Consider the following 24056-nt stretch of genomic DNA (forward strand, 5'->3'; position numbering starts at 1 on the left):
AACAGTGATAACGGGCAGTGATGCCCGTTATCTGTCTGCGCATTATTAAGACGGTGTTCCGGCAAGCTGAAAGACACCAACCATCTCATTGAGTGTACCGGCCTGCTCATTCAGGGAGGAGGCGGCGGCAACGGACTGTTCCACCAGGGTGGCATTCTGCTGGGTGGCAGAGTCTATCAGCCCGATAGCGCTGTTGATCTGGGTGATGCCGTCAGTCTGTTCATGGCTGGCGTGGCCTATTTCATGCAGTAAATCATCCATCTGGCTGACGTTGCTGATAATACCGCGCAGTGATTCAGCCGCTTCTTCCACCAGTTGTAATCCCTCGCGGGTCTGACCGGCAGAGTTTTCAATCAGCGTGCGGATCTCACTGGCGGAATCGGCGCTGCGCTGTGCCAGCAGGCGGACTTCGCCGGCGACCACCGCAAAACCGCGCCCGTGCTCACCGGCTCTGGCGGCCTCCACGGCGGCATTCAGCGCCAGAATGTTGGTCTGGAACGCAATAGAATCAATCAGATTGATAATGTCTGACATCTGGGTGGCGGTGGTGTTGATCGTGCGGATTTTATCCGTCACCTGCTCCATCATCTCGCCGTTGTGTTTCACCACCCCGGCGGTATCTGCCGACAGCGCGGTCGCTTTAAGGGTATTGGTGGCGGTGTTTTTCACGGTTGCGGTGATCTGCTCCATTGAGGCGGCAGTTTCCTCCACAGATGCGGCCTGTTCTTCCGTGCGGGCGGCCAGGTTCTGGTTACCGGCAACAATCTGCTCTGCGGTGGCAGACAGGCTGACCGCGCCGTTTTTCACCTCAGTCACGATATCCTGCAAATGCACCTGCATTTCGGCCAGCGCATTGAGCAGCACGCCGGTTTCATCATGATGCGTGACATTGATCTGCTGTGTCAGATCCCCCTGTGCAATGGCGCGGGCAAGCGTCACGGCTTTATCCAGCGGACGGGTGATACTGCGTACAATAATCTGTGCCAGTACGGCACTGATGATGGCACTGATGATGGTCAGGGTGATCAGAAGGAGGCGGTTGGTTTTAAAATTACTTTCCACCTGATTTCCCGCTTCTTTCATATGCGCATCCTGAATGGCGATTAACTGCATCACATTGTCGCGGTAAGCGCGCTGAATACCGGCGGTGGTATTCACCATCTCATTGATTGCGGCGGCTTCATCTCCGTTTTGCGAGAACTGAACCATGCGGCGCTGAGAAGTGAGGTATTGCTGACGGACAGTGCGGATCTCTTTCAGGATGTTCTGAGATACCTCATCCTTCAGCGTCTCATTAAATTCATCCAGAATCAGGGTGATTTTTTTACTGGTTTCGGAGGCACCGGCGGCCAGCTGACGAATCTGAGGGTTCTTATCATCCAGCAGTAAAAGCTGTTGAATACCGACAAAATCATGAAAGTAATCAATCAGTAAGTTTGCTTTTACCGTGACAGGATAGCCCTCGTCCAGGATATCGCGGATGCCGTCATTGGCGTTGTTCAGACTGACAACGGACAGAGTGGCACTGATAATCATCAGCAGAATGGAAAAGCCAAAAGCCACGAAAAGTTTCGTACTGATTTTAATGCTGCGCAGAAACATCATTCCTCCGGATACTCAGTAAATGACTGGTTATCGGAAACTATAGGGAAAACTTTATGAATTAATTAAATTAATTCATAAGCATCTGCAGATAACTGCTGAAATAACAATTAATTGTCAGGACTATTTTTCTTCAGAGGTGACCTTTCGCAGCGATAATCTCAGTGCTTAAGACCTTTGTTTTACACTTTGTTGATGTTTTGTGCTGAGTTTTTATGAGATAGAGACATAAAAAATGAGGCAAAAAAGTACGGATTTCTCATTTTTGCCTGTCAGAAATCACGGGATATTTTGCTGAAAAATAAGAATTATTTTCTTTTTTATTCCGGCACGGGGAATAAACGTCCCCTTTTCCCGGAAAATAAGATGGATTTTATGCTGCCGATTTACAGGTTGATTTTATAATCAGATTGTAATGTACTTGTAAGTACATTTTTATGTCAACCAGAGAGGCAAGCATGGAAAACAATAAAAAAATCATTCGCGGCGGCACAATCATCACAATGGATGATGCCACCGGCGATATTATCAACGGCGCGATGCTGATCGAAGGTAACCGGATCAGTGCAATCAGTGCGGATATACAGGCATTTGATCACCACACCGATGCGCAGGTGATTGATGCACAAGGGGCGATTGTTACCCCCGGTATGATCGATGCACACCGTCATAACTGGATGGCGCTGTTCCGTGGTGTCTCGGCGGAAGAGTCGTTACCGGCATTTCTCATCAATACCTTCCATGCATTCGGCGCAATGATGACGGCAGACAATATGTATGCCGCTGTTCTGAACGGCAATATCAGCGCCCTGAATGCCGGTACCACAACGGTTTATGAAGTGAATGACTGCGTTAACTCACCGGAACATGCCGCCAATGCGGTTGCGGCGATGAAAGCCAGCGGTATCCGGGGTGTCTACGGCTACGGTATGCAGGTCTATGATTTTAAACCCGCCGGATTTGCGTCCATGGATGCACGGCGTGACTGTGCCCGTGAGATTTCCGAAACGTTGTTCCGCGACCAGGATCGGCTGGCGGCCGGGATGCTGATTTCCGATCCCGGTACGGTACCGTTTGCCGAATCGGCAAAACAAATCCGTCTGGCGGATAAACTCGGTCTGAAACATGCTTCCCATACAGGTGCAGCCAAAACCTCGGTTCTGCTGCGCGGTCTGCGTGAGCTGGACGACCACGGCCTGTTACTGCCGGGACATATCCACGCTCACAGTAACGGACTGACCGGCGAAGACTGGAAGCTGATCGCCAAAAGCGGCGGTCACGTGGCGAGCACACCGTCCAGCGAGTTACAGATGGGGATGGGTTTTCTGCCTTATCAGCCGTGTGCGGAGTTCGGTATTCCGTTTGCACTGGGGACCGATTTCATCGGTGTGACAACGGATGACCTGTTTACCCAGATGAATATGGCGCTGCAGATTGAACGTGCGCTGGCGAATGAAAAAGTACATCAGCGCGATACCATGCCGTTTGAAATTACCCCGACCATCCGTGAAGCCCTGCACTGGGCAACCCTCGGTGCGGCACAGGTGCTGGGACTGGAAAACGAGATCGGTTCTCTGGCAGCCGGGAAAAAAGCAGACATCATTATTATCCGCCACAGAGACGGTTTTGTGGCGCCGGTCCACGCCGCAGGCAGTGTGGTACAGATGACGCACGCCGGTGATGTCGATACCGTGCTGGCCGATGGTGTGATCCGCAAACAAAACGGTGTGCTGACCGGTTTTGATCTTGCTGAGGTAACCCGCTTATCCCATAACGCTCTGGCTGAGCTGGAAACACGCATCCGTGACCGGAAAATCCTCAATGCACAGGAAGTGGAAGCCTTCTTCCGCCTGGCGGAGCGGATGGCATCCTTCCATTTCGCACAGGCGTACAGTGATGAATTCTTTGTTCAGGCCATGAAACAGTCCTGATTTGCAGTGCGCTGCGGCGGGCAGCGGTCTCTCTTAGTGATCCCGCCTTTTCGGGGATTCCGGTTCAATCCGGAATCCCTTTTTTTATGTCTTTTACCAGTGAAGGGTCAGTGTGGTGGTTATCTGACGGTCATTGCCCCAGCTGCATGCCGCATCCGTAAAGCAGGCGGATACATAATGCTTATTGAACAGGTTATTGATATTCAGCGCGATTTCCGCATCCTCAAGGGCAGGGAGGTTATCAAGCCGGTAGCTCAGCATCATATCCGCCACGGTATAAGCCGGAACGGTGAAGCTGTTGGCATCATCCCCCTGTGTTTTGCCGTTATAACGCACACCGCCGCCGACGGTCAGGCCGCTGAGCGGTGTGCTGTCAAAGGTGTAATCTGTCCACAGTGAGGCAGTGTGCGCCGGTACCATGGCGGGGTGATGATTGGCATTCTCCTCCTGCTGACGGAAACGGGTATCGGTATAGGCATAGCCGGCGATCAGGTTCCAGTTGTAGGTCAGCGCTGCTTTGGTTTCCAGCTCAATCCCCCGCGAACGGATTTTTCCGCCCTGAACACTGAAAAACGGGTTCTGTGGATCGCGGTGCAGATTGTTGTCTTTGGTCAGTTCATAAACAGCGAGTGTGGCGGACAGCGCGGCATTATCCGGCAGGTATTTCAGCCCGGCTTCGTACTGTTTGCCCCGCGACGGATCCAGCGGTTTGCCGCTGACCGTGGCGGCAGTGCTCGGCTCAAAGGATTCGCTGTAGCTGAAATACGGGGCGAAACCATAAGGCAACTGATAATTCACCCCGCCGCGCCAGGTGAATTCCCTGTCTGTCTGGTGATGTGCGCTGTCTGCGCCACTGAGGTTATCGTGGCTGCGGGATTTGCTGGTGTTTTCGTCATAGCGGCCGCCGAGAGTGAATGTCCAGTCCTTCAGAAAAAGCTGATCCTGAGCGTAGATCCCGGTCTGGTGATTTTTATTAACAGTACCGCTGTCTGCCAGGGGCATTGTTGTCAGATTACCGTATTGCGGGGATTGCAGATCCAGCGGAGCGGCAACGCCCATCTCATTGGTCATCCGGTTACGCAGTTGTGAGTAGTCCACACCCGTCATCAGGGTATTGCGCCAGCCGTGGCCGCTGATGTTGTGGATGACATGGGTATCAGTGACCAGGCCGGACAGCCGTTCGTCATTACGGATATGGCTGCGGGAGAGTGTGGATGAGAGATCCTGCTGCGGCACGCCGTAACAGGCTGCCGGATTGCTGCTGCATAATCCGCTGCCGTAAATGGTGCGCCAGTTAGTGCTGATGTGCTGATAACGTAATCCCTGATGCAGCGACCAGTTATCATTGAATGTATGATCAAACTGCCAGCCGATCAGCCGCTGCTGCCGTTCAAAGCGGTTATAGCCCGGCTCGCCTTCGTTGAAACCGGCCGGCAATTTCCCGGCAGCGCCGCTGTCCACTGTTCCTTCACGCGGCAGCCAGCCGTAATAGCCGTTGCGCGGGGCATTCATGGCCTGGGCGGTAAGCAGTAAAGAAGTGGCATCATCCGGCTGCCAGAGGTAAGAGCCCTGCAATGCATAATACCGTTCCCGTTCTCCCTGTTGCTGCTGATGCTGGTCATGCAGTGTGCCCGTCAGGCGGTAAGCTTGTGTCCCCTCATCATTCAGGGCATCACTGAGATCAAACCCGGTCTGCCACAGGTGGTGATTCCCGGCCTGTAAGCGGATTTCCCGCAGCGGATTCATCTGCGGACGTTTGGAGGTCATGGTGACCACGCCGCCCGGGTTGGATTGCCCGTAAAGCACAGAGGCCGGGCCTTTCAGCACATCAATCCGCTGCATAAATTCCGGCAGCATCCGGCTCTCCGCATACATATCCCCCTGTACCTTTAATCCGTCCAGATAGATATTCTGGCTGACATTATAGAAGCCGCGCATCATCACACTGTCGAAAACGGACGAACTGCCTGATGTACCGGTCACCACGCCGGGGGTATATCCCAGCGCCTGTTTCAGTGTGGCAGGATTGCGGGCGGTGATTTCCTCCTCACTGATCACTGAAACTGAAGAAGGAACTTTGTTCAGCGGCGTGGCGGTTTTGGTGGCGCTGTCGCTGTGTGTGGCGCGGTATGTGCCGTTGCTGTCCAGCGGGCTGACCGCAGGTGGCGCGGCGGTGACCACGATTTCATCTTCAGCGGCGTGGCAGACACCGGCAACCAGTAAAGCTGCCAGCGAAAGCCGGAACAGGGAAGTGCTGTATAGTGCAGTCATACATCCTATCTCATTGAATGATAATTATTACCGTCATCAGTGACATGTGTGCGGATGACGGCTGTGATAAATAATGAAAAAGGCTGCCGGAGCAGCCATCAGAGTTAATTCAGGTGATTACGCCGCATCAGCGTGCGGGCGCGGTTTTTTCATGAAGAAGGCGAAAACCAGTGATAACAGGCTGAGCAGCAGGCTCAGCCAGAATACGGCATGGATCCCCGATGCCAGTGCGGCGGTTGCTGTCTGCTGTGCTGCCGCCGCGTCACGGTAAAAAGACATCAGAGAGATGGCTGAAGCGGTACCAACGGCACCGGCTACCTGATAAAAGGTATTCCAGACGGCAGAGCCATCAGCATATAACCGGGCGGGCAGGGCACTCATGGCAGTGGTCTGCGCGGGCATGATCACACAGGTGACACCCAGGCACAGGAGCATAAAGGCGGTGACAATCTGCCACACCGGCGCATTTTCACCGATGGCATACAGGAACAACGCCGCACTCATCAGCATAAACAGAGAGCCGCAGACCACAAACGGGCGTGAATCAAACCGGTTATACAGAAAGCCGATCAGCGGTGAGAACACCACATTGATAATATTGCCCGGCAGCAGCAGGATCCCGGCCAGTGCCGCACTCAGCATCAGCACATCTTTCAGGAACACCGGCAGAATAATCGCGGCGGAGAGCACACTCATCATGCTCAGGATCATCATGATCAGACCAATAATAAACAGCGGATTACGGAACACATCCGGGTGGATCATCGGCATCGCCATGTGTGTCTGACGGCGGGCGAATACACCGAGGCAGAGAACCCCCGCCAGCAGGGAGCCCCAGACAGCGGGATCACGCAGGCTGTGTTCCGCCAGGATAGCCAGCCCGTAGATGATGCCGCTGAATCCGGCGGAGGAAAGCAGAAGTGAAACGATATCAATACGCGGCCGCGTGATGTCACCAATCGGTGCGATGGATTTTACGGCAAGCAAAATGATGGCGGCATAGGCCAGCGTACTGAGCCAGAAAATAGCATGCCAGCTGAACAGGGTGATAATAAAGCCGGAGATTGTCGGCCCCAGTGCCGGTGCCAGGGTAATCGCAATACCTATCATTCCCATCACCACCCCGCGCTGATAGACCGGAAAAATGAGTAATGCCGCACTCATCATCACCGGTAATATCACCCCGGTACCGATTGCCTGGATAACCCGTCCGAGCAGCAGCACCGCAAAACCGGGGGCCAGTGCGGCAATCAGACAACCGGCGAGGGAGACACACAGCGCGGTGAGGATCAGCACCCTGGTATTAAACCAGCGCACCAGAAACGCCGATACCGGCACGAACACCGCCAGGGTCAGCAGATAGCCGGTCACCAGCCATTGCGCCTGACCGGCGGAGAGAGAGAACTGGCTCATCAGATTGGTGAGCGCCATATTTAATGCGGTTTCCCCGAACAGGCCGGTAAATGTCCCGGCCATCAGTACGCTCAGCATCATTTTCGGATAGCGTACCTGTATTGTTGCTTTTGTTGTCACATTCTTATCCTATTATTTCATCAACCAGGTTGACGAAAAAGAAAGTAACGCACTTTGCGATAATGGTCAACTTAGTTGACCAAATGTTTTTGGTATACTGCACAAAAAGGAAAGGGGGTGAGCGCGTGAAAATTGCATTGAATGACCTGGATTTTATCGACCTTATCAGTGAGCGGCACACACTGCTCCGTGAACGGATTGATGCACTCTGGAATGTCCGGAGCGACATTCACATGAGTAATTCGGAGTGGTACATTTTATCGAGGGTGTATGACCAGCCGGTATCCATTGCCGATATTTCCGCGACAGTGACCATCTCCCGCCAGGCGATTCATAAATTCATCCGCCAGATGGAAGAGAAGGGATTGATCACCATTTTTGATGTTCAGGGCAGCAAAAAGCTCAAGGGTGTAAAAATGACACCGTTCGGGCAGCAATGTTATGACGCCTATGAAGCCATCAAAACCGGATTGTGTGATGACATTGCTGCTGCTGTCGGACAGGAAAATCTCGCACTGATCATCCGGTTATTTCAGCAGCCCTGGTTTGATGAAAAACAGTAACGCCTTTTCCGCTGCCCGGAAAAGGTGTTTTTGTTCAGGTATGGTCTGTGGCAGAGAGGCGGGTGAACAGCCAGCGGAGTAATACATCGGTCAGTGCGGCATCATCTGCGGCGGTCAGTTCTGCGGCATTTTGCCGGAAATGCTGCCATAAAATCCCGTTCTGAGCCGGAATTTGCCGGTGCAGGCGTTGTACAGCCGCCAGCTTGCCGCTGATATCCTGAGGTTCAGGAAAGCGCGGCAGCGGATTGCCGTACAGGCACTGCAGGTCATCCTGCAATTGCGGAATTTGTGATGGTATAAAATTGAGTAATTGTCCGCTTTGTACCAGTGACGGGAAATTCGCGGTCTGAACGGTCTGTAATGACCGGTGTAATACCTGTTGCAGTGTGTCCATTTTTTCTCTCCTGATAATCCGGGCTGCTGTGCCGGGGATAATAGCGGACAGAAAAATCAATGCTTCGCTGTCCGGCGAAATATCTGCGCTTATCATGGAAGAGGAAAAGAAACGGAACACTCCGGTTATTGCTTTTTAATAGTGCTTATCCATATATAACTCCCTTTATATTCTGAATTGTGGTGAATATAAAGTCCTGTCTGCTGCGCAAGCCGTTACAGCATTATTAAACACAGCGGGAAGAGGAAAAACAATGAGGCAGAATTACTTATGATAAGAGCAACAAAAAAGCCCTTTCAGTTATCCTGAAAAGGCTTTTTTATTCAATGCATTATACGTTATGAATTAATTCATGCCGTATTTTTTCAGTTTTTTACGCAGAGTACCGCGGTTGATACCCATCATCAGGGCAGCGCGGGTCTGGTTACCACGGGTGTATTGCATCACCATGTCCAACAATGGCTGTTCAACTTCAGCCAGTACCAGCTCATACAGTTCATTAACATCCTGACCGTTTAATTGAGCAAAATAGTTCTTCAGTGCTTGCTTAACTGAGTCACGTAACGGCTTTTGAGTTACCTGATCTTGTGAATTTACAGTAGCAACGGTTAGTACGTCAGAATTTACGCGTTGTTCGAACATAGTTCTGTCAGCTCTTTTCTTTATTTACGCAAAAAATTTTCAAAATATGCCTCCAACGCCTCCAGCTGTTCGCCGGCATCCTCAATGGCGTTGAATGTGCGCCGAAACTGAACATCAGGTGCATGTTCCTGCATATACCAGGAAACGTGCTTGCGGGCTATGCGGGCTCCCTTGCTTTGACCGTAAAAGTCGTGCAATTCCCGCACATGCTCGCACATTATGCGTTTCACCTCTGCACCGGGCAGGGGCGGCAACAGTTCGCCTGTGTCCAGATAGTGCTGGATTTCCCGGAAGATCCAGGGTCTTCCCTGAGCAGCACGACCAATCATCAGCGCGTCTGCGCCGGTGTAGTCCAGTACTGCCCTGGCTTTAAGCGGGTCAGTAATGTCGCCATTGGCAATAACCGGGATGGCAACAGTCTGCTTAACTGTCCGGATGTTGTCGTATTCGGCTTCACCATTAAACAGACAGGCGCGGGTCCTGCCATGGATCGTAAGAGCCTGAATACCACAACGCTCGGCCAATTGGGCAATCGTGACACAGTTCCGTTCTTCCGGTGACCAGCCGGTGCGAATTTTCAGTGTGACGGGCACGTCCACCGCATTAACCACCGCTTTCAGAATCTCTTCCACCAGCGCCGGATAACGCAGCAGGGCGGAGCCTGCCAGCTTACGGTTCACTTTTTTTGCCGGACACCCCATATTGATATCGATGATCTGCGCACCACCGGCAACATTAATCTTTGCCGCAGCCGCCATTTCACCGGGATCATTACCGGCTATCTGCACAGAACGGATACCTGGCTCATCACTGTGTACCATGCGTAATCTCGATTTGTCCGTCTTCCAGACCTGAGGGTTGGAAGAGAGCATCTCTGAGACGGCCATACCCGCGCCCATTTCATAGCACAACGACCGGAAAGGCCGATCGGTGATGCCTGCCATAGGGGCCGCGATAAGGCGGTTTTTCAACTGGTATTGTCCGATACGCATAGACGAAGAAGTGTGGCCATACTGTGACTGCAAGGGCGCGTATATTACGCATTTTTTCAAAGATATGAAAGGACAAACTTTGAGCAAATCGACCTTTACGGCGAAATTTTTTTTATTGCTTTTTCCAGATTTTATTAATTAATGTTTTGTAACAATAAGTTAGCGTAAAATAGCATACAGTGCGGTTTTCTGATTTAATTTTCAGAATAAAATGCGTTTGCGTGAAACTGCTTAAAATCTATTCACTGAATCACGCAAATGCACGATTTATATACCAAAAAGTAAGAATATCAGCCGCGTTTTGTGGCGGTGATCCGGCACCATTCTTCTTTTTCGGCAATCTCATCAATCTCAAAGACGTCACGGTAAGCATCTGCCACACCTTCCGCCTGGGTCGCGAGCACACCGGATAATCCGAGTAATCCGCCGGCCTGCGGCAGTGCACCGATCACCGGCGCCAGTTCACGCAGCGGACCGGCCAGGATATTGGCCACCACAACGTCCGCAGAGAGCGTCTGAGGCTTTTTGTCAGAGAGGTAAAGGGTCAGCCTGTCTGAAACGCCGTTGCGCTCTGCGTTGTCCCTGCTGGCCTGAATCGCCTGCGGGTCGATATCGATGCCGATAGCTTCTTTCGCACCCAGTTTCAGGGCGGCGATCGCCAGGATCCCGGAGCCGCAGCCGAAATCGATCACGGTTTTACCGTTAAGATCCAGCCCGTCGAGCCATTCCAGGCACAGAGAGGTGGTCGGGTGGGTACCGGTGCCGAATGCCAGGCCCGGATCGAGCATCACATTGACTGCATCCGGGTCAGGGATTTCACGCCAGCTCGGACAGATCCACAGGCGCTGACCGAAACGCATCGGGTGGAAGTTATCCATCCACTCACGTTCCCAGTCTTTGTCTTCAATCTGTTCGATTTTATGGACAAAGTGTTCGCCGAGCAGCGGGTGCTGCTGTAATTGCGCAACAACGGCTTTCATGTCCGTTTCGGCGTCATACAGGCCGATCACGTCGGTATCGCCCCACAGGCGGGTTTCCCCCGGCAGCGGTTCAAAAATCGGGGTATCGTGGCTGTCCTGAAAGGTGACGGAGACGGCACCGGTTTCAGTCAGTTCATCACCGATAACTTCGGCATCAGCGCCGGTGGAATTTAATCGTATTTGGATCCAGGGCATAACATACTCTTTATAAAAAAGCCCCTGTTTGACAGGGGCCTGAGAAAGAAAAGCGACAGAAAATCAGACCTCGTGCAGGCCGAGTTTCTTCTCCAGATAATGGATGTTGGTGCCGCCTTTGCAGAAGTTCTCATCATTCATAATCAGCTGGTGCAGCTCGATATTGGTTTTGATACCGTCGATAATCAGTTCCGCCAGCGCATTCTTCATACGGGCGATAGCAATTTCGCGGGTTTCACCATAGGTGATGAGCTTACCGATCATTGAATCATAATACGGCGGTACAGTATAACCGGCGTAAATATGAGACTCCCAGCGGACACCGAAACCACCCGGAGAGTGGAAGCGGGTAATTTTGCCCGGGCTCGGTAAGAAGGTGTGCGGATCCTCAGCGTTGATACGGCATTCGATCGCGTGACCTTTTACTTTGATATCTTCCTGTTTTACAGAGAGCGGCAGGCCGGATGCGACACGCAGCTGCTCTTTGATCAGGTCAACACCGGTGATCATTTCAGTGACCGGGTGCTCTACCTGAATACGGGTGTTCATTTCGATGAAATAGAACTCGCCGTTTTCAAACAGGAACTCAAAGGTACCGGCACCACGGTAGCCGATATCGATACAGGCTTTGGCACAGCGTTCGCCGATGCTTTTGCGCAGCGCCGGGGTGATACCCGGTGCAGGGGCTTCTTCCACCACTTTCTGGTGACGGCGCTGCATGGAGCAGTCGCGTTCCGCCAGATAGATGGCGTTGCCCTGACCATCTGCCATCACCTGGATTTCAACGTGACGCGGGTTCTCAAGGAATTTTTCCATGTAAACCATGTCGTTGTTGAAAGCCGCTTTGGCTTCGGCTTTGGTCATTGCAATCGCTTCTTCCAGATCTTCATCATTGCGGACAACGCGCATACCGCGTCCGCCGCCGCCGCCGGAGGCTTTGATGATGACCGGGAAACCGATACGTTTGGCAATGGTGTGGTTCAGCGGCATATCGTCGCTGAGCGGGCCGTCAGAGCCCGGTACACACGGAACGCCGGTTTCTTTCATCGCGCGGATAGCAGACACTTTGTCGCCCATCAGGCGGATGGTTTCAGCTTTCGGGCCGATAAAAGTAAAGCCGGAACGTTCAACCTGCTCGGCAAAATCAGCGTTTTCAGATAAGAATCCGTACCCCGGATGGATGGCCTGTGCGCCGGAAATTTCAGCAGCAGAGATAATGGCCGGGATATTCAGATAACTTTTTGCAGAGGCTGCAGGACCGATACAGATGGTCTCGTCAGCCAGCAGAACGTGTTTTAAATCACGATCCGCGGAAGAGTGAACAGCGACCGCTTTGATCCCGAGCTCTTTACAGGCCCGCAGGATCCGCAGTGCAATTTCACCCCGGTTGGCAATAAGAATTTTTTCCAGCATGATTCGCCCCGTTATTCGATGACGACCAGTGGCTCGTCAAATTCGACAGCATCGCCGTCTTTTAACAGAATTGCTTTAACCACACCGGCTTTGTCAGCTTCGATCTGGTTCATCATTTTCATGGCTTCGACGATACACAGGGTGTCACCGACGTTGACCTGTTTACCGACTTCAATAAAGGCTTTCGCATCCGGGCTTGGTGAACGGTAGAACGTACCGACCATCGGAGAGCGGACCACATGACCGGCGATCTCTTTTTCCGGTGCCGGATCAGCCAGACCTGCGGATGGTGCGACAGCGGCTGCCAGAGCAGGCTGCTGAACAGGTGCGCTGTATTGCTGTGGTACGGCCATAGCCTGAACCGGTAAAGCGCGGCTGATGCGTACTGACTCTTCGCCTTCAGAAATTTCCAGCTCAGAAATACCGGACTCTTCGACCAGCTCGATCAGTTTTTTTATTTTACGAATATCCATGAGATGATTCCGTACTCTTAGTGTTGAGTTAATTGTGACAGACGGTGAACCGCTGCCTGTAAAGCATAACGGTAGCCTTCCGCACCCAGCCCGCAGATAACGCCGGTGGCGATATCAGAGAGATAAGAGTGGTGACGGAACGGCTCCCGTGCGTGTACATTCGACAGATGGATCTCGATAAACGGGATGCTGACGGCCAGCAGGGCATCACGCAGAGCCACACTGGTGTGAGTGAATGCGGCCGGGTTTATCAGAATAAAATCGGTGTTTCCCCGTGCAGCATGAATTCTGTCGATGAGTTCGTGCTCGGCGTTGGATTGCAGGTGGCTTAGTGTAACGCCACACTGACCGGCATCGCGGGTCAGCGTTGTAACGATATCCGCGAGAGTGAGCGTCCCGTATTTATCGGGTTCCCGCGTGCCCAGCAGGTTAAGATTCGGGCCGTTCAGTAACAAAATATGATAACTTTCGGTCATCCTGCTGCCATCTCCTGCAATCTAACGTAAACGCACAAGATAACGCGATGTTAATGCGTTGTCACCTTTTTCTCACCGCAGGCAATATTAATTTTTACAGAGGAAGGGCGACATTATAAACATTTCATTGCAGTTCGCAGCAAAATACTGGTCTGAACAGACCGGAACCGGCACAAGGCTGACCAGTTAATCATACGTATTATCTGAATACCCGGGGGAAATAACCGCCGTCTGCATCCGTTTGCTGATAGTAGTCTGCCTGCCGGTTTTTTAACAGGCACGCCCGGACATCAGGGTGTTTTTCTGCCGGTGTGCTCACATAACCGGCATTCCGGAGGCGGATATTACGTAAGATGAACAGCGCAGAAATAAGCCGTTGTGAATAGTTGTCTGCCGTTGATGGTGCGTTATAGTGCATCCGCGCCGGGAAATTGGCAAGTTCCGCAGATATTACGGCGGTCAACACGGACTGAGCGGGATATAACGGGACTGTATCCGGGATACGGCTATTTATATTTACGGATATTTTGAGATTATTCTCAGTCAGTCGTGTTGCTTATCCATCATAATCCGGCGAATAACCCGGTGTTTTTGTCGTCTTATCGGGGATTAAGCCGCTTGTTTTAATGCGAGGATAGAAACAACGGGCGTCAGGCCGATTGTAAGATTGCGTATATTATATAGAATCCGGTTGAACTTGATGCATAGTTACAGGTCAACTGTTCGGAAGTTTGCAGGAATTAATGAAAAAAACGGGCAACTGCCGGATTTTTTACATTAATTTTAATCTGCCTGTGCGTATTTCATCAAATATGTGAAAAAGTCTGCGTTTTTATGCAGCTTTATACTGCGCAGTATATAAAAATTATCTAGAATAGACCGCTCCCTGATGTGATGTGGACACGCTGTTGGCAAGGTGCAATCTGTGGCTTGTCGCAAAGAAACGTGGTTGGTAAAGTAGACGGGTTTTTCCCCGTCCCCGGCTTGCAGGATTATCCTTTTGTATGTTTAAAAAAATTCGTGGCATGTTTTCCAACGACCTGTCGATTGACCTGGGTACAGCCAATACCCTGATTTATGTCAAAGGACAAGGCATTGTTCTGGATGAACCGTCTGTCGTGGCTATCCGCCAGGATCGTCCGGGTTCAACCAAAAGTGTTGCTGCTGTTGGTCATGAGGCCAAACGCATGCTGGGTCGTACCCCCGGCAATATCGCAGCAATCCGTCCGATGAAAGACGGTGTTATCGCTGACTTTTTTGTGACCGAAAAAATGCTCCAGCATTTTATCAAACAGGTTCACAGTAACAGTTTTATGCGCCCGAGCCCGCGTGTTCTGGTGTGTGTGCCGGTCGGTGCAACCCAGGTTGAACGTCGTGCCATCCGTGAATCCGCGCTCAGCGCCGGTGCACGTGAAGTTTATCTGATTGAAGAGCCGGTTTCGGCGGCTATCGGTGCCGGTTTACCGGTATCAGAAGCGACCGGTTCCATGGTGGTGGATATCGGCGGCGGTACTACCGAAGTGGCCGTTATCTCCCTGAACGGTGTGGTTTATTCCTCCTCTGTCCGTATCGGCGGGGATCGTTTCGACGAAGCGATCATTAACTATGTGCGCCGTAACTACGGTTCACTGATTGGTGAAGCAACCGCAGAACGCATCAAACACGAAATCGGTTCGGCTTATCCGACTGACGAAGTGCTTGAGATTGAAGTCCGCGGCCGTAACCTGGCTGAAGGGGTTCCGCGCGGTTTCACCCTGAACTCCAACGAAATTCTGGAAGCCCTCCAGGAGCCGCTGACCGGTATTGTCAGTGCAGTCATGCTGGCGCTGGAACAGTGCCCGCCGGAGCTGGCATCCGATATTTCCGAACGCGGAATGGTGCTGACCGGCGGCGGTGCTCTGCTGCGTAACCTGGATCGCCTGCTGATGGAAGAAACCGGGATTCCGGTGATCGTCGCGGAAGATCCGCTGACCTGTGTCGCCCGCGGCGGCGGCAAAGCACTTGAGATGATCGACATGCACGGCAGCGATCTTCTCAGTGAAGAGTAAGCGGACTCCCGTCCGTTCAATACTGCAGGCCGGGGGAGTCCGCTCCCCCAGCTCGCCGGATACACACTCTGTCTTCCCGGACGGAATTACTGTAGTACCTGATATCGCATCCTATGAAGCCGATTTTTAGCCGGGGGCCTTCCCTTCAGATTCGCATTATTGTTGCGGTTATTTTTGCCATCGGACTGATTGTGGTTGATAACCGGATTGATGCTTTTACCAAAATCCGTAACTATCTGGATACGGCGGTCAGCCCGTTCTATTTTTTAGCCAACGGCCCGCGTCAGCTACTGGACGGTATCTCTGATAACTTTGCCACCCGCGAGCAGCTGGAATTTGAAAACCGCGCTCTGCGCCAGGAATTGCTGGTTAAAAGCAGTCAGAATCAGCTGCTTGAACAGTTTAAGCAGGAAAATGCCCGGCTGCGGGAACTGCTCGGTTCACCGCTGCGTCAGGATGAGCACATGATGGTCACTCAGGTGATGGCGGGGGCCAACACCCCGTACCGTGACCAGGTGGTGATCGACAAAGGCAGCCGTGACGGCGTGTATGACGGCCAGCCGGTGATCAGTGATAAAGGCGTGGTGGGGCAGGTGATTGCCGTGTCTCAGTTAACCAGCCGCGTTCTGCTGATCTGCGATACCACTCACGCACTGCCGATTCAGGTGTTGCGTAACGACATTCGCGTCATTGCATCCGGCACCGGATGTGCTGACGATTTACAGCTTGAACCACTGCCGAACAATATCGATATCCGCGTAGGGGATGTGCTGGTCACATCCGGCCTCGGCGGGCGTTTCCCGGAAGGTTACCCGGTCGGGATTGTCTCTTCGGTGAAAGTGGATAATCAGCGCGCTTATACCATTATCAGTGCCAAACCGACGGCTGATCTTCAGCGTCTGCGTTATCTGCTCTTGTTATGGGGCGGAGACAGCAATCCGCGTGAGCCTTCCGGCCCGTCTGAGGTGTACCGTGCGGCCAACGAACGTATCATGCAGGTTATGCCGCAGGTGATCCAGACAGTTCCGGCACCGGAAACTGACCCGGCTGCGTTAGCGCCGGACGCACCTTCTGCCGGTACGACACCGCCGAAACCGGCCGGATCTAAGCCTGCACAGCCAAAGCCGGCAGACAGCCCGGCGACTGCCGCACCGGCCGCTCAGGATCCGGCGGCTGATACCGCACCGGCCCGGCCGCTGAGGATGAGGCCGCAACAATGAATACCTACCGGGGACAAAACCGGATTATTGTCTGGCTCTCCTTTCTGATAGCACTGGTACTGCAAATCATGCCCTGGCCGGAGCAGATTCAGTTTTACCGTCCGTCATGGGCGATGCTGTTTCTTATCTACTGGGTGATGGCGCTGCCGCACCGGGTCAGTGTCGGATCCGCTTTCTTTCTCGGCATGATCATTGACCTGATTGAAGGTTCCACACTCGGCGTACATGCCCTGAGCCTGTCTATCGTCACCTATCTGGTCTCATTCAGACATCAGCTGCTGCGCAATATGGCGCTGTGGCAGCAGTCGCTGGTCATTATGGTGCTGTCAGTGCTGATGCAGTTCTTTGTTTTCTGGTCAGAATTTTTATTGTCCGATATTGTGTTTCATCCGGAAGTCTTCTGGAACAGTCTGGTCAATGGTATCTTATGGCCATGGATTTTTTTATTACTGCGTAAGACCCGCCGTCACTTTTCTGTTCATTAATCAGGGAACGGCGGCGTGATACGTTAACAAAACGTCAGGACCCCTGAATGCTGCCGATTTACCTTGCTTCAACCTCTCCCCGCCGCCGGGAACTTATCCGGCTGCTGAATGTTCAGTGTGACACACTCTCCCCCTGTATTGATGAGATCCGCCGTGACGGTGAACCCGCTGCGGATTACGTGGTACGTCTGGCGCGGGAGAAAGCACAGGCCGGGGTGGCGCAGGCAGCGAAAGACCGTCCGGTTATCGGCTCTGATACCATTGTGGTGCTCGGCGGTGATATCCTGGAGAAGCCCCGCGATGCGGCACATGCCTTTGCTATGCTCAGTGCACTGTCCGGCTGTACACATCAGGTGATGACAGCGGTCGCGGTTTCTGATCGTTTCCGGACACTGAGTACATTGATTGTGACGGATGTGACATTCCGCCGGTTATCAGATGACGAAATAAACGAGTATATTCAGACAGGTGAGCCGATGGACAAAGCCGGTGCTTACGGCATCCAGGGCCTGGGCGGGCGCTATGTCCGCAAAATTAACGGTAGCTATCATGCTGTGGTGGGATTACCGTTAGTAGAGACCGAAGAATTAATTAAACGGTACACGGATACCCTGAACGGGGTTGTACCGGAACATATTGACGGGAAAGAAATACCATGACAGCCGAGCTTTTAGTCAACGTGACCCCGTCTGAAACACGGGTCGCTTATATTACCGGCGGGATCCTTCAGGAAATTCATATTGAGCGTGAGGCTAAACGCGGAATCGTCGGCAATATCTATAAAGGGCGTGTGAGCCGGGTGCTGCCCGGTATGCAGGCGGCCTTTATCGATATTGGCCTGGATAAAGCAGCCTTTCTGCATGCCTCGGATATTATGCCGCACACGGAATGTATTTCCGGGGATGAAAAAGAGAAATTCCGCACCCGGGATATTTCGGAGCTGGTCCATCAGGGGCAGGATATTATTGTGCAGGTGGTCAAAGATCCGCTGGGCACCAAAGGCGCGCGTCTGACCACCGATATCACGCTGCCTTCCCGCTACCTGGTGTTTATGCCGGGCGCGTCTCACGTGGGGGTTTCCCAGCGCATTGAGAGCGAAGAAGAGCGCGAGCGCCTGAAAAACATTGTGGCGGGTTATTGTGATGAGGACGGCGGTTTTATTATCCGCACGGCAGCGGAAGGGGTCGGAGAAGAAGAACTGACTTCTGATGCCGCGTTCCTGCGCCGGTTATGGACCAAAGTTATCCAGCGCAAAAAACGCAATACCACCCGCACCAAAATCTACGGTGAACTGGCGCTGGCACACCGTATTCTGCGGGATTTTGCCGGTGAGTCACTGGATCGCATCCGGATCGACTCCCGCCTGAGTTTTAAAGAGTTACAGGAATTTGTGGATGATTACATCCCGGAAATGACCGCTAAACTGGAACTGTACCAGGGCAGTCAGCCGATTTTTGATCTTTATGATACCGAAAATGAAATCCAGCGGGCGATGGAGCGCAAGGTCGAAATGAAATCAGGCGGATACCTGATTATCGACCAGACCGAGGCGATGACCACCATCGATATCAACACCGGCGCGTTTGTCGGGCACCGCAATCTGGAAGAAACTATTTTCAATACCAATATCGAGGCCACACAGGCGATTGCGCGGCAGTTACGTCTGCGCAACCTCGGTGGTATCATTATCATTGATTTCATTGATATGACCGATGAAGATCACCGCCGCCGGGTGCTCAGTTCACTGGAGCTGGCGCTGGCCAAAGATCGCGTGAAGACCACTATCAACGGTTTTTCACAGCTCGGGCTGGTGGAGATGACCCGCAAACGCACGCGGGAGAGCCTCGAACATGTCCTGTGCGAGAAATGCCCGACCTGTCAGGGGCGCGGCAGTGTCCGCTCGGTGGAAACGGTCTGCTATGAAATTCTGCGCGAGATTGTCCGCGTGCACCATCTGCTGGATGTTGATCGCTTCCTCGTCTACGCCTCACCGGCAGTGACTGAGGCATTGCAGGGGGATGAATCCCATGCACTGGCAGAGGTGGAGATTTTTGTCGGTAAACAGGTTCAGGTTCGCGCCGAACCGCTCTACAGCCAGGAACATTTTGATGTCGTCATGATGTAATTCATTGGCGGTACACTGCCGGATATAAGCGGATATCCGGTTCCGCCGGCCTTGACAGCTGCAGGAGAAGGAGAGCCAGTGAGGCGACTGCCCGGGATTTTACTGACATGTGTGATTGTAATCGTGATTGCTGCGGCACTGGTGCTCGGCGGTCTGCGCTATCTGTTGCCTCAGATTAATGAATACCGCCCGCAGATCGAACAAAAACTCTCGCAGATGACCGGTGCCACGGTCAGAATCGGGGAAATCAGCGGCCGCTGGCAGGGATTCGGCCCGGCGCTGACACTCCGTGATCTGACGGTTACCGCCCCGGATGCAGACATTTCAGCTGAAAAAATCGACCTCTCCCTCGATATCTGGCGGACACTGTTCCGTTTTCAGGTCAGTTTCCGTGATCTGACGTTCTGGCATATGACGCTGGACTACAAACAGCCGCTGAGCAGTGACGGCAGCAGCATTGAAACCGATGATGCTATGTCCGGTCTCTGGCTGGAGCGCTTTGATAATTTTGATCTGCGCGACAGTGAAATCCGTTTTCTCACGCCGTCCGGCGATCCCGCCACTTTGCTGGTTTCCCGTCTGTCATGGCTCAATCAGAGCAAACGCCACCGCGCCCAGGGGGAGATCAGTCTCTCCTCGGTGAATAACCCGCGCGGCTGGCTGCAGGTGCGTCTGGATCTGCGTGATGTCAATGGTCTGCTGGATGAGGGAACGGTCTATCTCCAGGCGGATGATATTGATATGACACCGTGGTTCAGCCGCTGGCTGCGCGATAATACCGGGCTGAACAAGGCCGGTTTCAGTCTGGCAGGCTGGATGACGGTGGAGAAGGGGGCGATAACCCGGGGCCTGGTCAGACTGAACTCCGGCGAGGCGGACTGGCTGGTCGGTAAGGACACGCACACCCTGGAAGTTCAGGATCTGCTGGTGCAGATGCGCCGTCAGGGGGAAGGCTGGCTGTTTAATATCCCGGATCTGCTGAACCTGAAAACTGACGGGCAGCAGTGGCCGGAGGGCAGTCTGTCACTGCTTTATATCCCGCCGTCGGCCAAATACGGCGGTAATCCGCATCTGCGTATCCGTGCCAATGATATTGAGCTGGCGCGTCTGAGCAGTATTGTGCCGACATTCTCTTTCCTCACCAATGATATTGTCAAAGCCTGGCAGGAGCGCGAGCCGTCAGGTCTTATCCGTGATTTTGCCCTTGATATCACCCCGGCCGCCCCGGAAAACCTCGAACTGGATGTTTCCTGGCAGGATGTCAGCTGGAAAGCCCTGGAGGAATTACCGTCGGTATCTCATTTCAGCGGCGTATTACGCGGCGGACAGGCACGCGGCATTCTGCGTTTTGCCCTTGAGAACAGTGTGCTGGACTACCGCCCGATGTTTACCGCACCGCTGGCGGTATCAGAAAGCCGCGGACAGGTGCAGTGGAATAATACCGGCGGCAACTTCAGCCTCTGGAGTGATAATTTAGATCTGCAATCCGGTGCACTGCGGGCGAACGGTAATTTCCGCTATCAGCATGATAAGGACAGGCCGCCGTCACTCGGGATCCTCGGTGGCGTAACCCTGACAGATGCCGGGGAAGCCTGGCGCTATTTCCCTGTGCCGCTGATGGGGGAATTCCTGAGCGAATATCTGACACAGGCATTGATTGCCGGGAAAGCGGAAAATGCCACGGTAATATTTCAGGGTAACCCGGCAGACTTCCCGTTCCGCAAAAACGAAGGGCAGTTCCAGATTTGGGTACCGCTGCGTGACGCTACCTTTAAATATGATCAGGAATGGCCTGCTCTGATAAACATGGATGCAGATCTGAACTTCCATAACCAGGGTCTGTGGATCAGTGCGCAGGAAGCAAAACTGGGCGAGGCTACCGCCCGTAATCTGAAAGCGGATATCCCGGATTTTACCGTTGAGCGCCTTTATATTCAGTCCGATATTGAAGGTAGAGGCGAATCACTGGGTAAATATTTTGATCAGACACCGATGAAAAGCTCTATCGGCAATACCCTGGAGCAGCTGAAAATCGGTGGTGAGGTTAAGGGTGATCTAAAGCTGGAAATCCCGCTTAACTTCAATGAGATGGTGCGGGCGACCGGACATGTTAATCTGAAAAATAATGATATTGATGTGGTGCCGCTCGGCAGCACACTCAAAGGTGTCAGCGGGCAATTCCGCTTTGATAACGGCGACCTGGAAAGTGACCGCATCACGGCGCACTGGTTCGGGCAGCCGCTGAATATCCGCTTTACCACCAAAGAAAATCCGTCTGATTTTGCCGTCAATATCGCTCTGGACGGCAACTGGCAGATGAAGGGTATCGACGGCGTACCGGCGGCGATAAAACAGCACGTAACCGGCTCGTTCCCGTGGACAGGAGAGGTGAATATTGCCCTGCCGCAGAAAGGGGAAATGAGCTACACCGTGGATCTGGAAGGTCAGACCGGCAAACTGACCAGCAGCACCTTACCGGCTGTCCGGCGCTGGGCAGCGGAGAGCGGCACACTGAATGTGCATGCCTCAGGGACAGAACACACCCTGAAAGCCGGGGGAACCGTCGGTAAATCGTTCAGCGTCATGACGGACTGGCGCCTCGGCGATATCCTCACGCTTAATGGTGCGGCAATCGTTCCGGGCACAAAAGTGCCGGAGAAAGTCACGCCGGATGTTATCAGCATTGCCCTGCCGCCGATCAGCGGTGAAGAGTGGGTCGGTGCGCTGGCCGTTGCCGGTCAGAATCATCAGCAGCCTGCCTCACTGAAGCTGCCGGGCAATATTGATATTTCCGCCCCGTATGCGGATTTTGCCGGACAGCGCTGGAATCAGGTGAAACTGCGCATTCATCCGCAGGAAAACGGCTGGCTGCTCAGTTCGGACAGTCAGGAGCTGCGCGGGGATATCCGCATCCCGGCTTCCGGATCGTGGCAGGCAAGTATTGATTATCTCTACTATAATCCGGAGTCGATTCAGAATGCCCTGCCGGAATCGCAGCGCAGTCAAACCACCAAAACAGATTACCGCGTCGGCAGCTGGCCTGCGGTCACCCTGCGCTGTGAAGCCTGCTGGGTGAGCGGACTGAATATCGGTACGGTGAATGCGAAAGTCTGGCCGGAAAAAAACTCACTGGTGCTGGATGCGGCAACAGTCAAAAACAGTGCCAGTGAACTGACACTCAGCGGTCGCTGGGATGCCGGCCCGGAGCCGCTGTCGCACTTTAAAGGTCAGTTTAAGGGGCCGGTCTTTGATAATATGGCCGCGTATTTCGGGGTGCTGGTGCCTATCACCGGCTCACCGTTCACCGTGGATTTTGACCTGAGCTGGCGGGATGTTCCCTGGTCGCCGGATGTGGCAACCCTGAACGGTATTATCAGCACGTCGCTCGGTAAAGGGGCGATTGAGCGGATGGGCGGCGGTAACGCCGGTAAACTGCTGCGGCTCGTCAGTTTTGATGCATTACTGCGCAAATTACAGCTCGATTTCACGGATACTTTCAGTAATGACTTCGTTTTTGACAGCATACGCGGTAAAGGCGTGATAAAAGATGGTATTTTAAATACAACCGATACCCGTGTGGACGGATTAATGGCGGATATCAGCTTTAGCGGTTCAGTTTATCTTGTGGAGCGTCGTATTGATATGTCGGTGGTTGTCACACCGGAACTCTCTGCGACGGTCGGGGTGGCGACAGCCTTTGTGGTTAACCCGATAGCCGGAGCGGCAGTCTTTGTGGCCAGTAAGGTGCTCGGCCCGCTCTGGAGTAAAATTTCGGTGATACGGTATCACCTGAGCGGCAGTTTAGAAGAGCCGAAGATAGATGAAGTTTTGCGTCAGTTAAAGGAGACCCGGGAATGAAAAACGCAAATGTGGCTTTATTGCAGCTGTGCAGCGGCACAAATATTAAACACAATTTGGCGCAAATCGAACAACAGATCAAACAACTGCCTGATAATATCAAACTGGTGATGACACCGGAAAATGCGCTGATTTTTGCATCAGGCAACACCTATCAGAAGTATGCGGAAGTGCAGGGCGAAGGCCCGCTGCAGTCAGCGGTGGCTGATATGGCGCGCCGCTACGGGGTGTGGATCCTGGTCGGCTCGATGCCGCTGATCAGCCGCGAAGACCCGGCGCGTATCACCAGCAGCAGTCTGCTGTTTGATGATAAAGGGGAAATCAAAGCCCGTTACGACAAAATTCACATGTTTGACGTGAATATCGATGATGAGCAGGGTTCATACAATGAATCAAAAATCTTCCAGCGCGGCGAGCACATCACCGTGGTGGATACCCCGGTAGGCCGTCTCGGCATGACCATCTGTTATGATCTGCGTTTCCCGGGCCTGTTCCAGGCACTGCGTGAGCAGGGCGCGGAGATTATCTCTGTTCCGGCGGCCTTTACCCGGCTGACCGGCAAATCCCACTGGGAGCCGCTGCTGCGCGCCCGTGCGATTGAAAACCAGTGCATCATCCTGGCACCGGCACAGGTCGGTGTACACGGTACCCGCCGCACATGGGGACACACCATGGCCGTTGACGGCTGGGGCAAAGTGATGAAGAAAAATACGGATGCGGTGGCCGCTATCGGTGTGGATATCCGTCCGGACAGCTTAACTTCAATGCGTGAGCAGATCCGCGTGGTGAAACATAACCGTTTCCGCCCGCAGCTGACCTCACTGATTGAGAAAAACACCACAGGTAAAGAGTAAA

General features: G+C 53.1%; 19 protein-coding genes. 9 read left to right on the plus strand and 10 right to left on the minus strand.

The genetic code is table 11. From position 1 onward, the window contains the following. Window positions 1-45 precede the first annotated feature (45 nt). Window positions 46-1602: a methyl-accepting chemotaxis protein gene (locus AB7038_RS04865; protein WP_369452943.1), complete on the minus strand. Its 1557-nt coding sequence runs from the start codon at window positions 1600-1602 to the stop codon at window positions 46-48. Between the two features lie 458 nt (window positions 1603-2060). Here AB7038_RS04865 and AB7038_RS04870 point away from each other — a divergent pair, with 458 nt between their 5' ends. Beyond that, a complete protein-coding gene (locus AB7038_RS04870; protein WP_368889446.1) occupies window positions 2061-3533 on the plus strand; it encodes an amidohydrolase family protein in 1473 nt (490 codons plus the stop codon). Window positions 3534-3626: 93 nt separating this feature from the next. On the opposite strand, the gene fhuA is transcribed toward AB7038_RS04870, so the two are convergent. Beyond that, the gene (gene fhuA / locus AB7038_RS04875) at window positions 3627-5804 is read right to left on the minus strand and encodes a ferrichrome porin FhuA (protein WP_369452857.1); all 2178 of its coding nucleotides are present in this window, start codon (window positions 5802-5804) and stop codon (window positions 3627-3629) included. Between the two features lie 117 nt (window positions 5805-5921). Continuing rightward, entirely contained in the window at window positions 5922-7337 is a 1416-nt protein-coding gene (locus tag AB7038_RS04880) for a DHA2 family efflux MFS transporter permease subunit (protein ID WP_369452858.1), read from the minus strand. A gap of 125 nt (window positions 7338-7462) precedes the next feature. Between AB7038_RS04880 and AB7038_RS04885 the strand changes: the two genes are divergently transcribed. Next, entirely contained in the window at window positions 7463-7900 is a 438-nt protein-coding gene (locus tag AB7038_RS04885; RefSeq protein WP_369452859.1) for a MarR family winged helix-turn-helix transcriptional regulator, read from the plus strand. Between the two features lie 34 nt (window positions 7901-7934). Here AB7038_RS04885 and AB7038_RS04890 read toward each other — a convergent pair whose 3' ends face one another. The 7 genes from AB7038_RS04890 to aroQ form a co-directional block, all read right to left on the minus strand. After that, on the minus strand, window positions 7935-8294 hold the full coding sequence (locus AB7038_RS04890; RefSeq protein WP_368889442.1) for a hypothetical protein: 360 nt from the start codon (window positions 8292-8294) through the stop codon (window positions 7935-7937). A 345-nt stretch (window positions 8295-8639) separates the two neighbouring features. Next, complete coding sequence (gene fis / locus AB7038_RS04895) at window positions 8640-8936, minus strand: DNA-binding transcriptional regulator Fis (protein ID WP_004240545.1); 297 nt, start codon at window positions 8934-8936, stop codon at window positions 8640-8642. Between the two features lie 20 nt (window positions 8937-8956). Then, on the minus strand, window positions 8957-9928 hold the full coding sequence (dusB, locus tag AB7038_RS04900; protein ID WP_368889441.1) for a tRNA dihydrouridine synthase DusB: 972 nt from the start codon (window positions 9926-9928) through the stop codon (window positions 8957-8959). 290 nt (window positions 9929-10218) lie between these two features. After that, window positions 10219-11103, minus strand: a complete 885-nt coding sequence (gene prmA / locus AB7038_RS04905; protein WP_072869251.1) for a 50S ribosomal protein L11 methyltransferase — start codon at window positions 11101-11103, stop codon at window positions 10219-10221. 63 nt (window positions 11104-11166) lie between these two features. Further along, the gene (gene accC, locus AB7038_RS04910) at window positions 11167-12516 is read right to left on the minus strand and encodes an acetyl-CoA carboxylase biotin carboxylase subunit (RefSeq protein WP_072869254.1); all 1350 of its coding nucleotides are present in this window, start codon (window positions 12514-12516) and stop codon (window positions 11167-11169) included. An 11-nt stretch (window positions 12517-12527) separates the two neighbouring features. Beyond that, entirely contained in the window at window positions 12528-12989 is a 462-nt protein-coding gene (accB, locus tag AB7038_RS04915) for an acetyl-CoA carboxylase biotin carboxyl carrier protein (RefSeq protein WP_004236288.1), read from the minus strand. Between the two features lie 17 nt (window positions 12990-13006). Next, window positions 13007-13465 (minus strand): type II 3-dehydroquinate dehydratase, encoded by a 459-nt coding sequence (aroQ, locus tag AB7038_RS04920; RefSeq protein ID WP_004236289.1) that lies wholly within the window; start codon window positions 13463-13465, stop codon window positions 13007-13009. Between the two features lie 1004 nt (window positions 13466-14469). Here aroQ and mreB point away from each other — a divergent pair. The 7 genes from mreB to nit1 all read left to right on the plus strand — a co-directional run bounded on the left by mreB (window position 14470) and on the right by nit1 (window position 24055). Continuing rightward, on the plus strand, window positions 14470-15513 hold the full coding sequence (gene mreB / locus AB7038_RS04925; protein WP_004236290.1) for a rod shape-determining protein MreB: 1044 nt from the start codon (window positions 14470-14472) through the stop codon (window positions 15511-15513). Window positions 15514-15626: 113 nt separating this feature from the next. Continuing rightward, window positions 15627-16733: a rod shape-determining protein MreC gene (mreC, locus tag AB7038_RS04930; RefSeq protein WP_369452860.1), complete on the plus strand. Its 1107-nt coding sequence runs from the start codon at window positions 15627-15629 to the stop codon at window positions 16731-16733. Then, window positions 16730-17218, plus strand: a complete 489-nt coding sequence (mreD, locus tag AB7038_RS04935; RefSeq protein WP_004236292.1) for a rod shape-determining protein MreD — start codon at window positions 16730-16732, stop codon at window positions 17216-17218. The genes mreC and mreD overlap by 4 nt, the downstream gene beginning before the upstream one ends. 47 nt (window positions 17219-17265) lie before the next feature. Beyond that, window positions 17266-17877 (plus strand): nucleoside triphosphate pyrophosphatase, encoded by a 612-nt coding sequence (locus tag AB7038_RS04940; protein WP_368889439.1) that lies wholly within the window; start codon window positions 17266-17268, stop codon window positions 17875-17877. After that, window positions 17874-19343: a ribonuclease G gene (gene rng / locus AB7038_RS04945; protein WP_368889438.1), complete on the plus strand. Its 1470-nt coding sequence runs from the start codon at window positions 17874-17876 to the stop codon at window positions 19341-19343. Before AB7038_RS04940 ends, rng begins: the two co-directional genes overlap by 4 nt. A 78-nt stretch (window positions 19344-19421) precedes the next feature. After that, window positions 19422-23201, plus strand: a complete 3780-nt coding sequence (yhdP, locus tag AB7038_RS04950; protein ID WP_369452861.1) for an AsmA2 domain-containing protein YhdP — start codon at window positions 19422-19424, stop codon at window positions 23199-23201. After that, entirely contained in the window at window positions 23198-24055 is an 858-nt protein-coding gene (gene nit1 / locus AB7038_RS04955; protein ID WP_025151854.1) for a deaminated glutathione amidase, read from the plus strand. The genes yhdP and nit1 overlap by 4 nt, the downstream gene beginning before the upstream one ends. Window position 24056 lies beyond the last annotated feature (1 nt).

The organism is Morganella morganii (assembly GCF_041099235.1).
Taxonomy (GTDB): domain Bacteria; phylum Pseudomonadota; class Gammaproteobacteria; order Enterobacterales; family Enterobacteriaceae; genus Morganella; species Morganella morganii_E.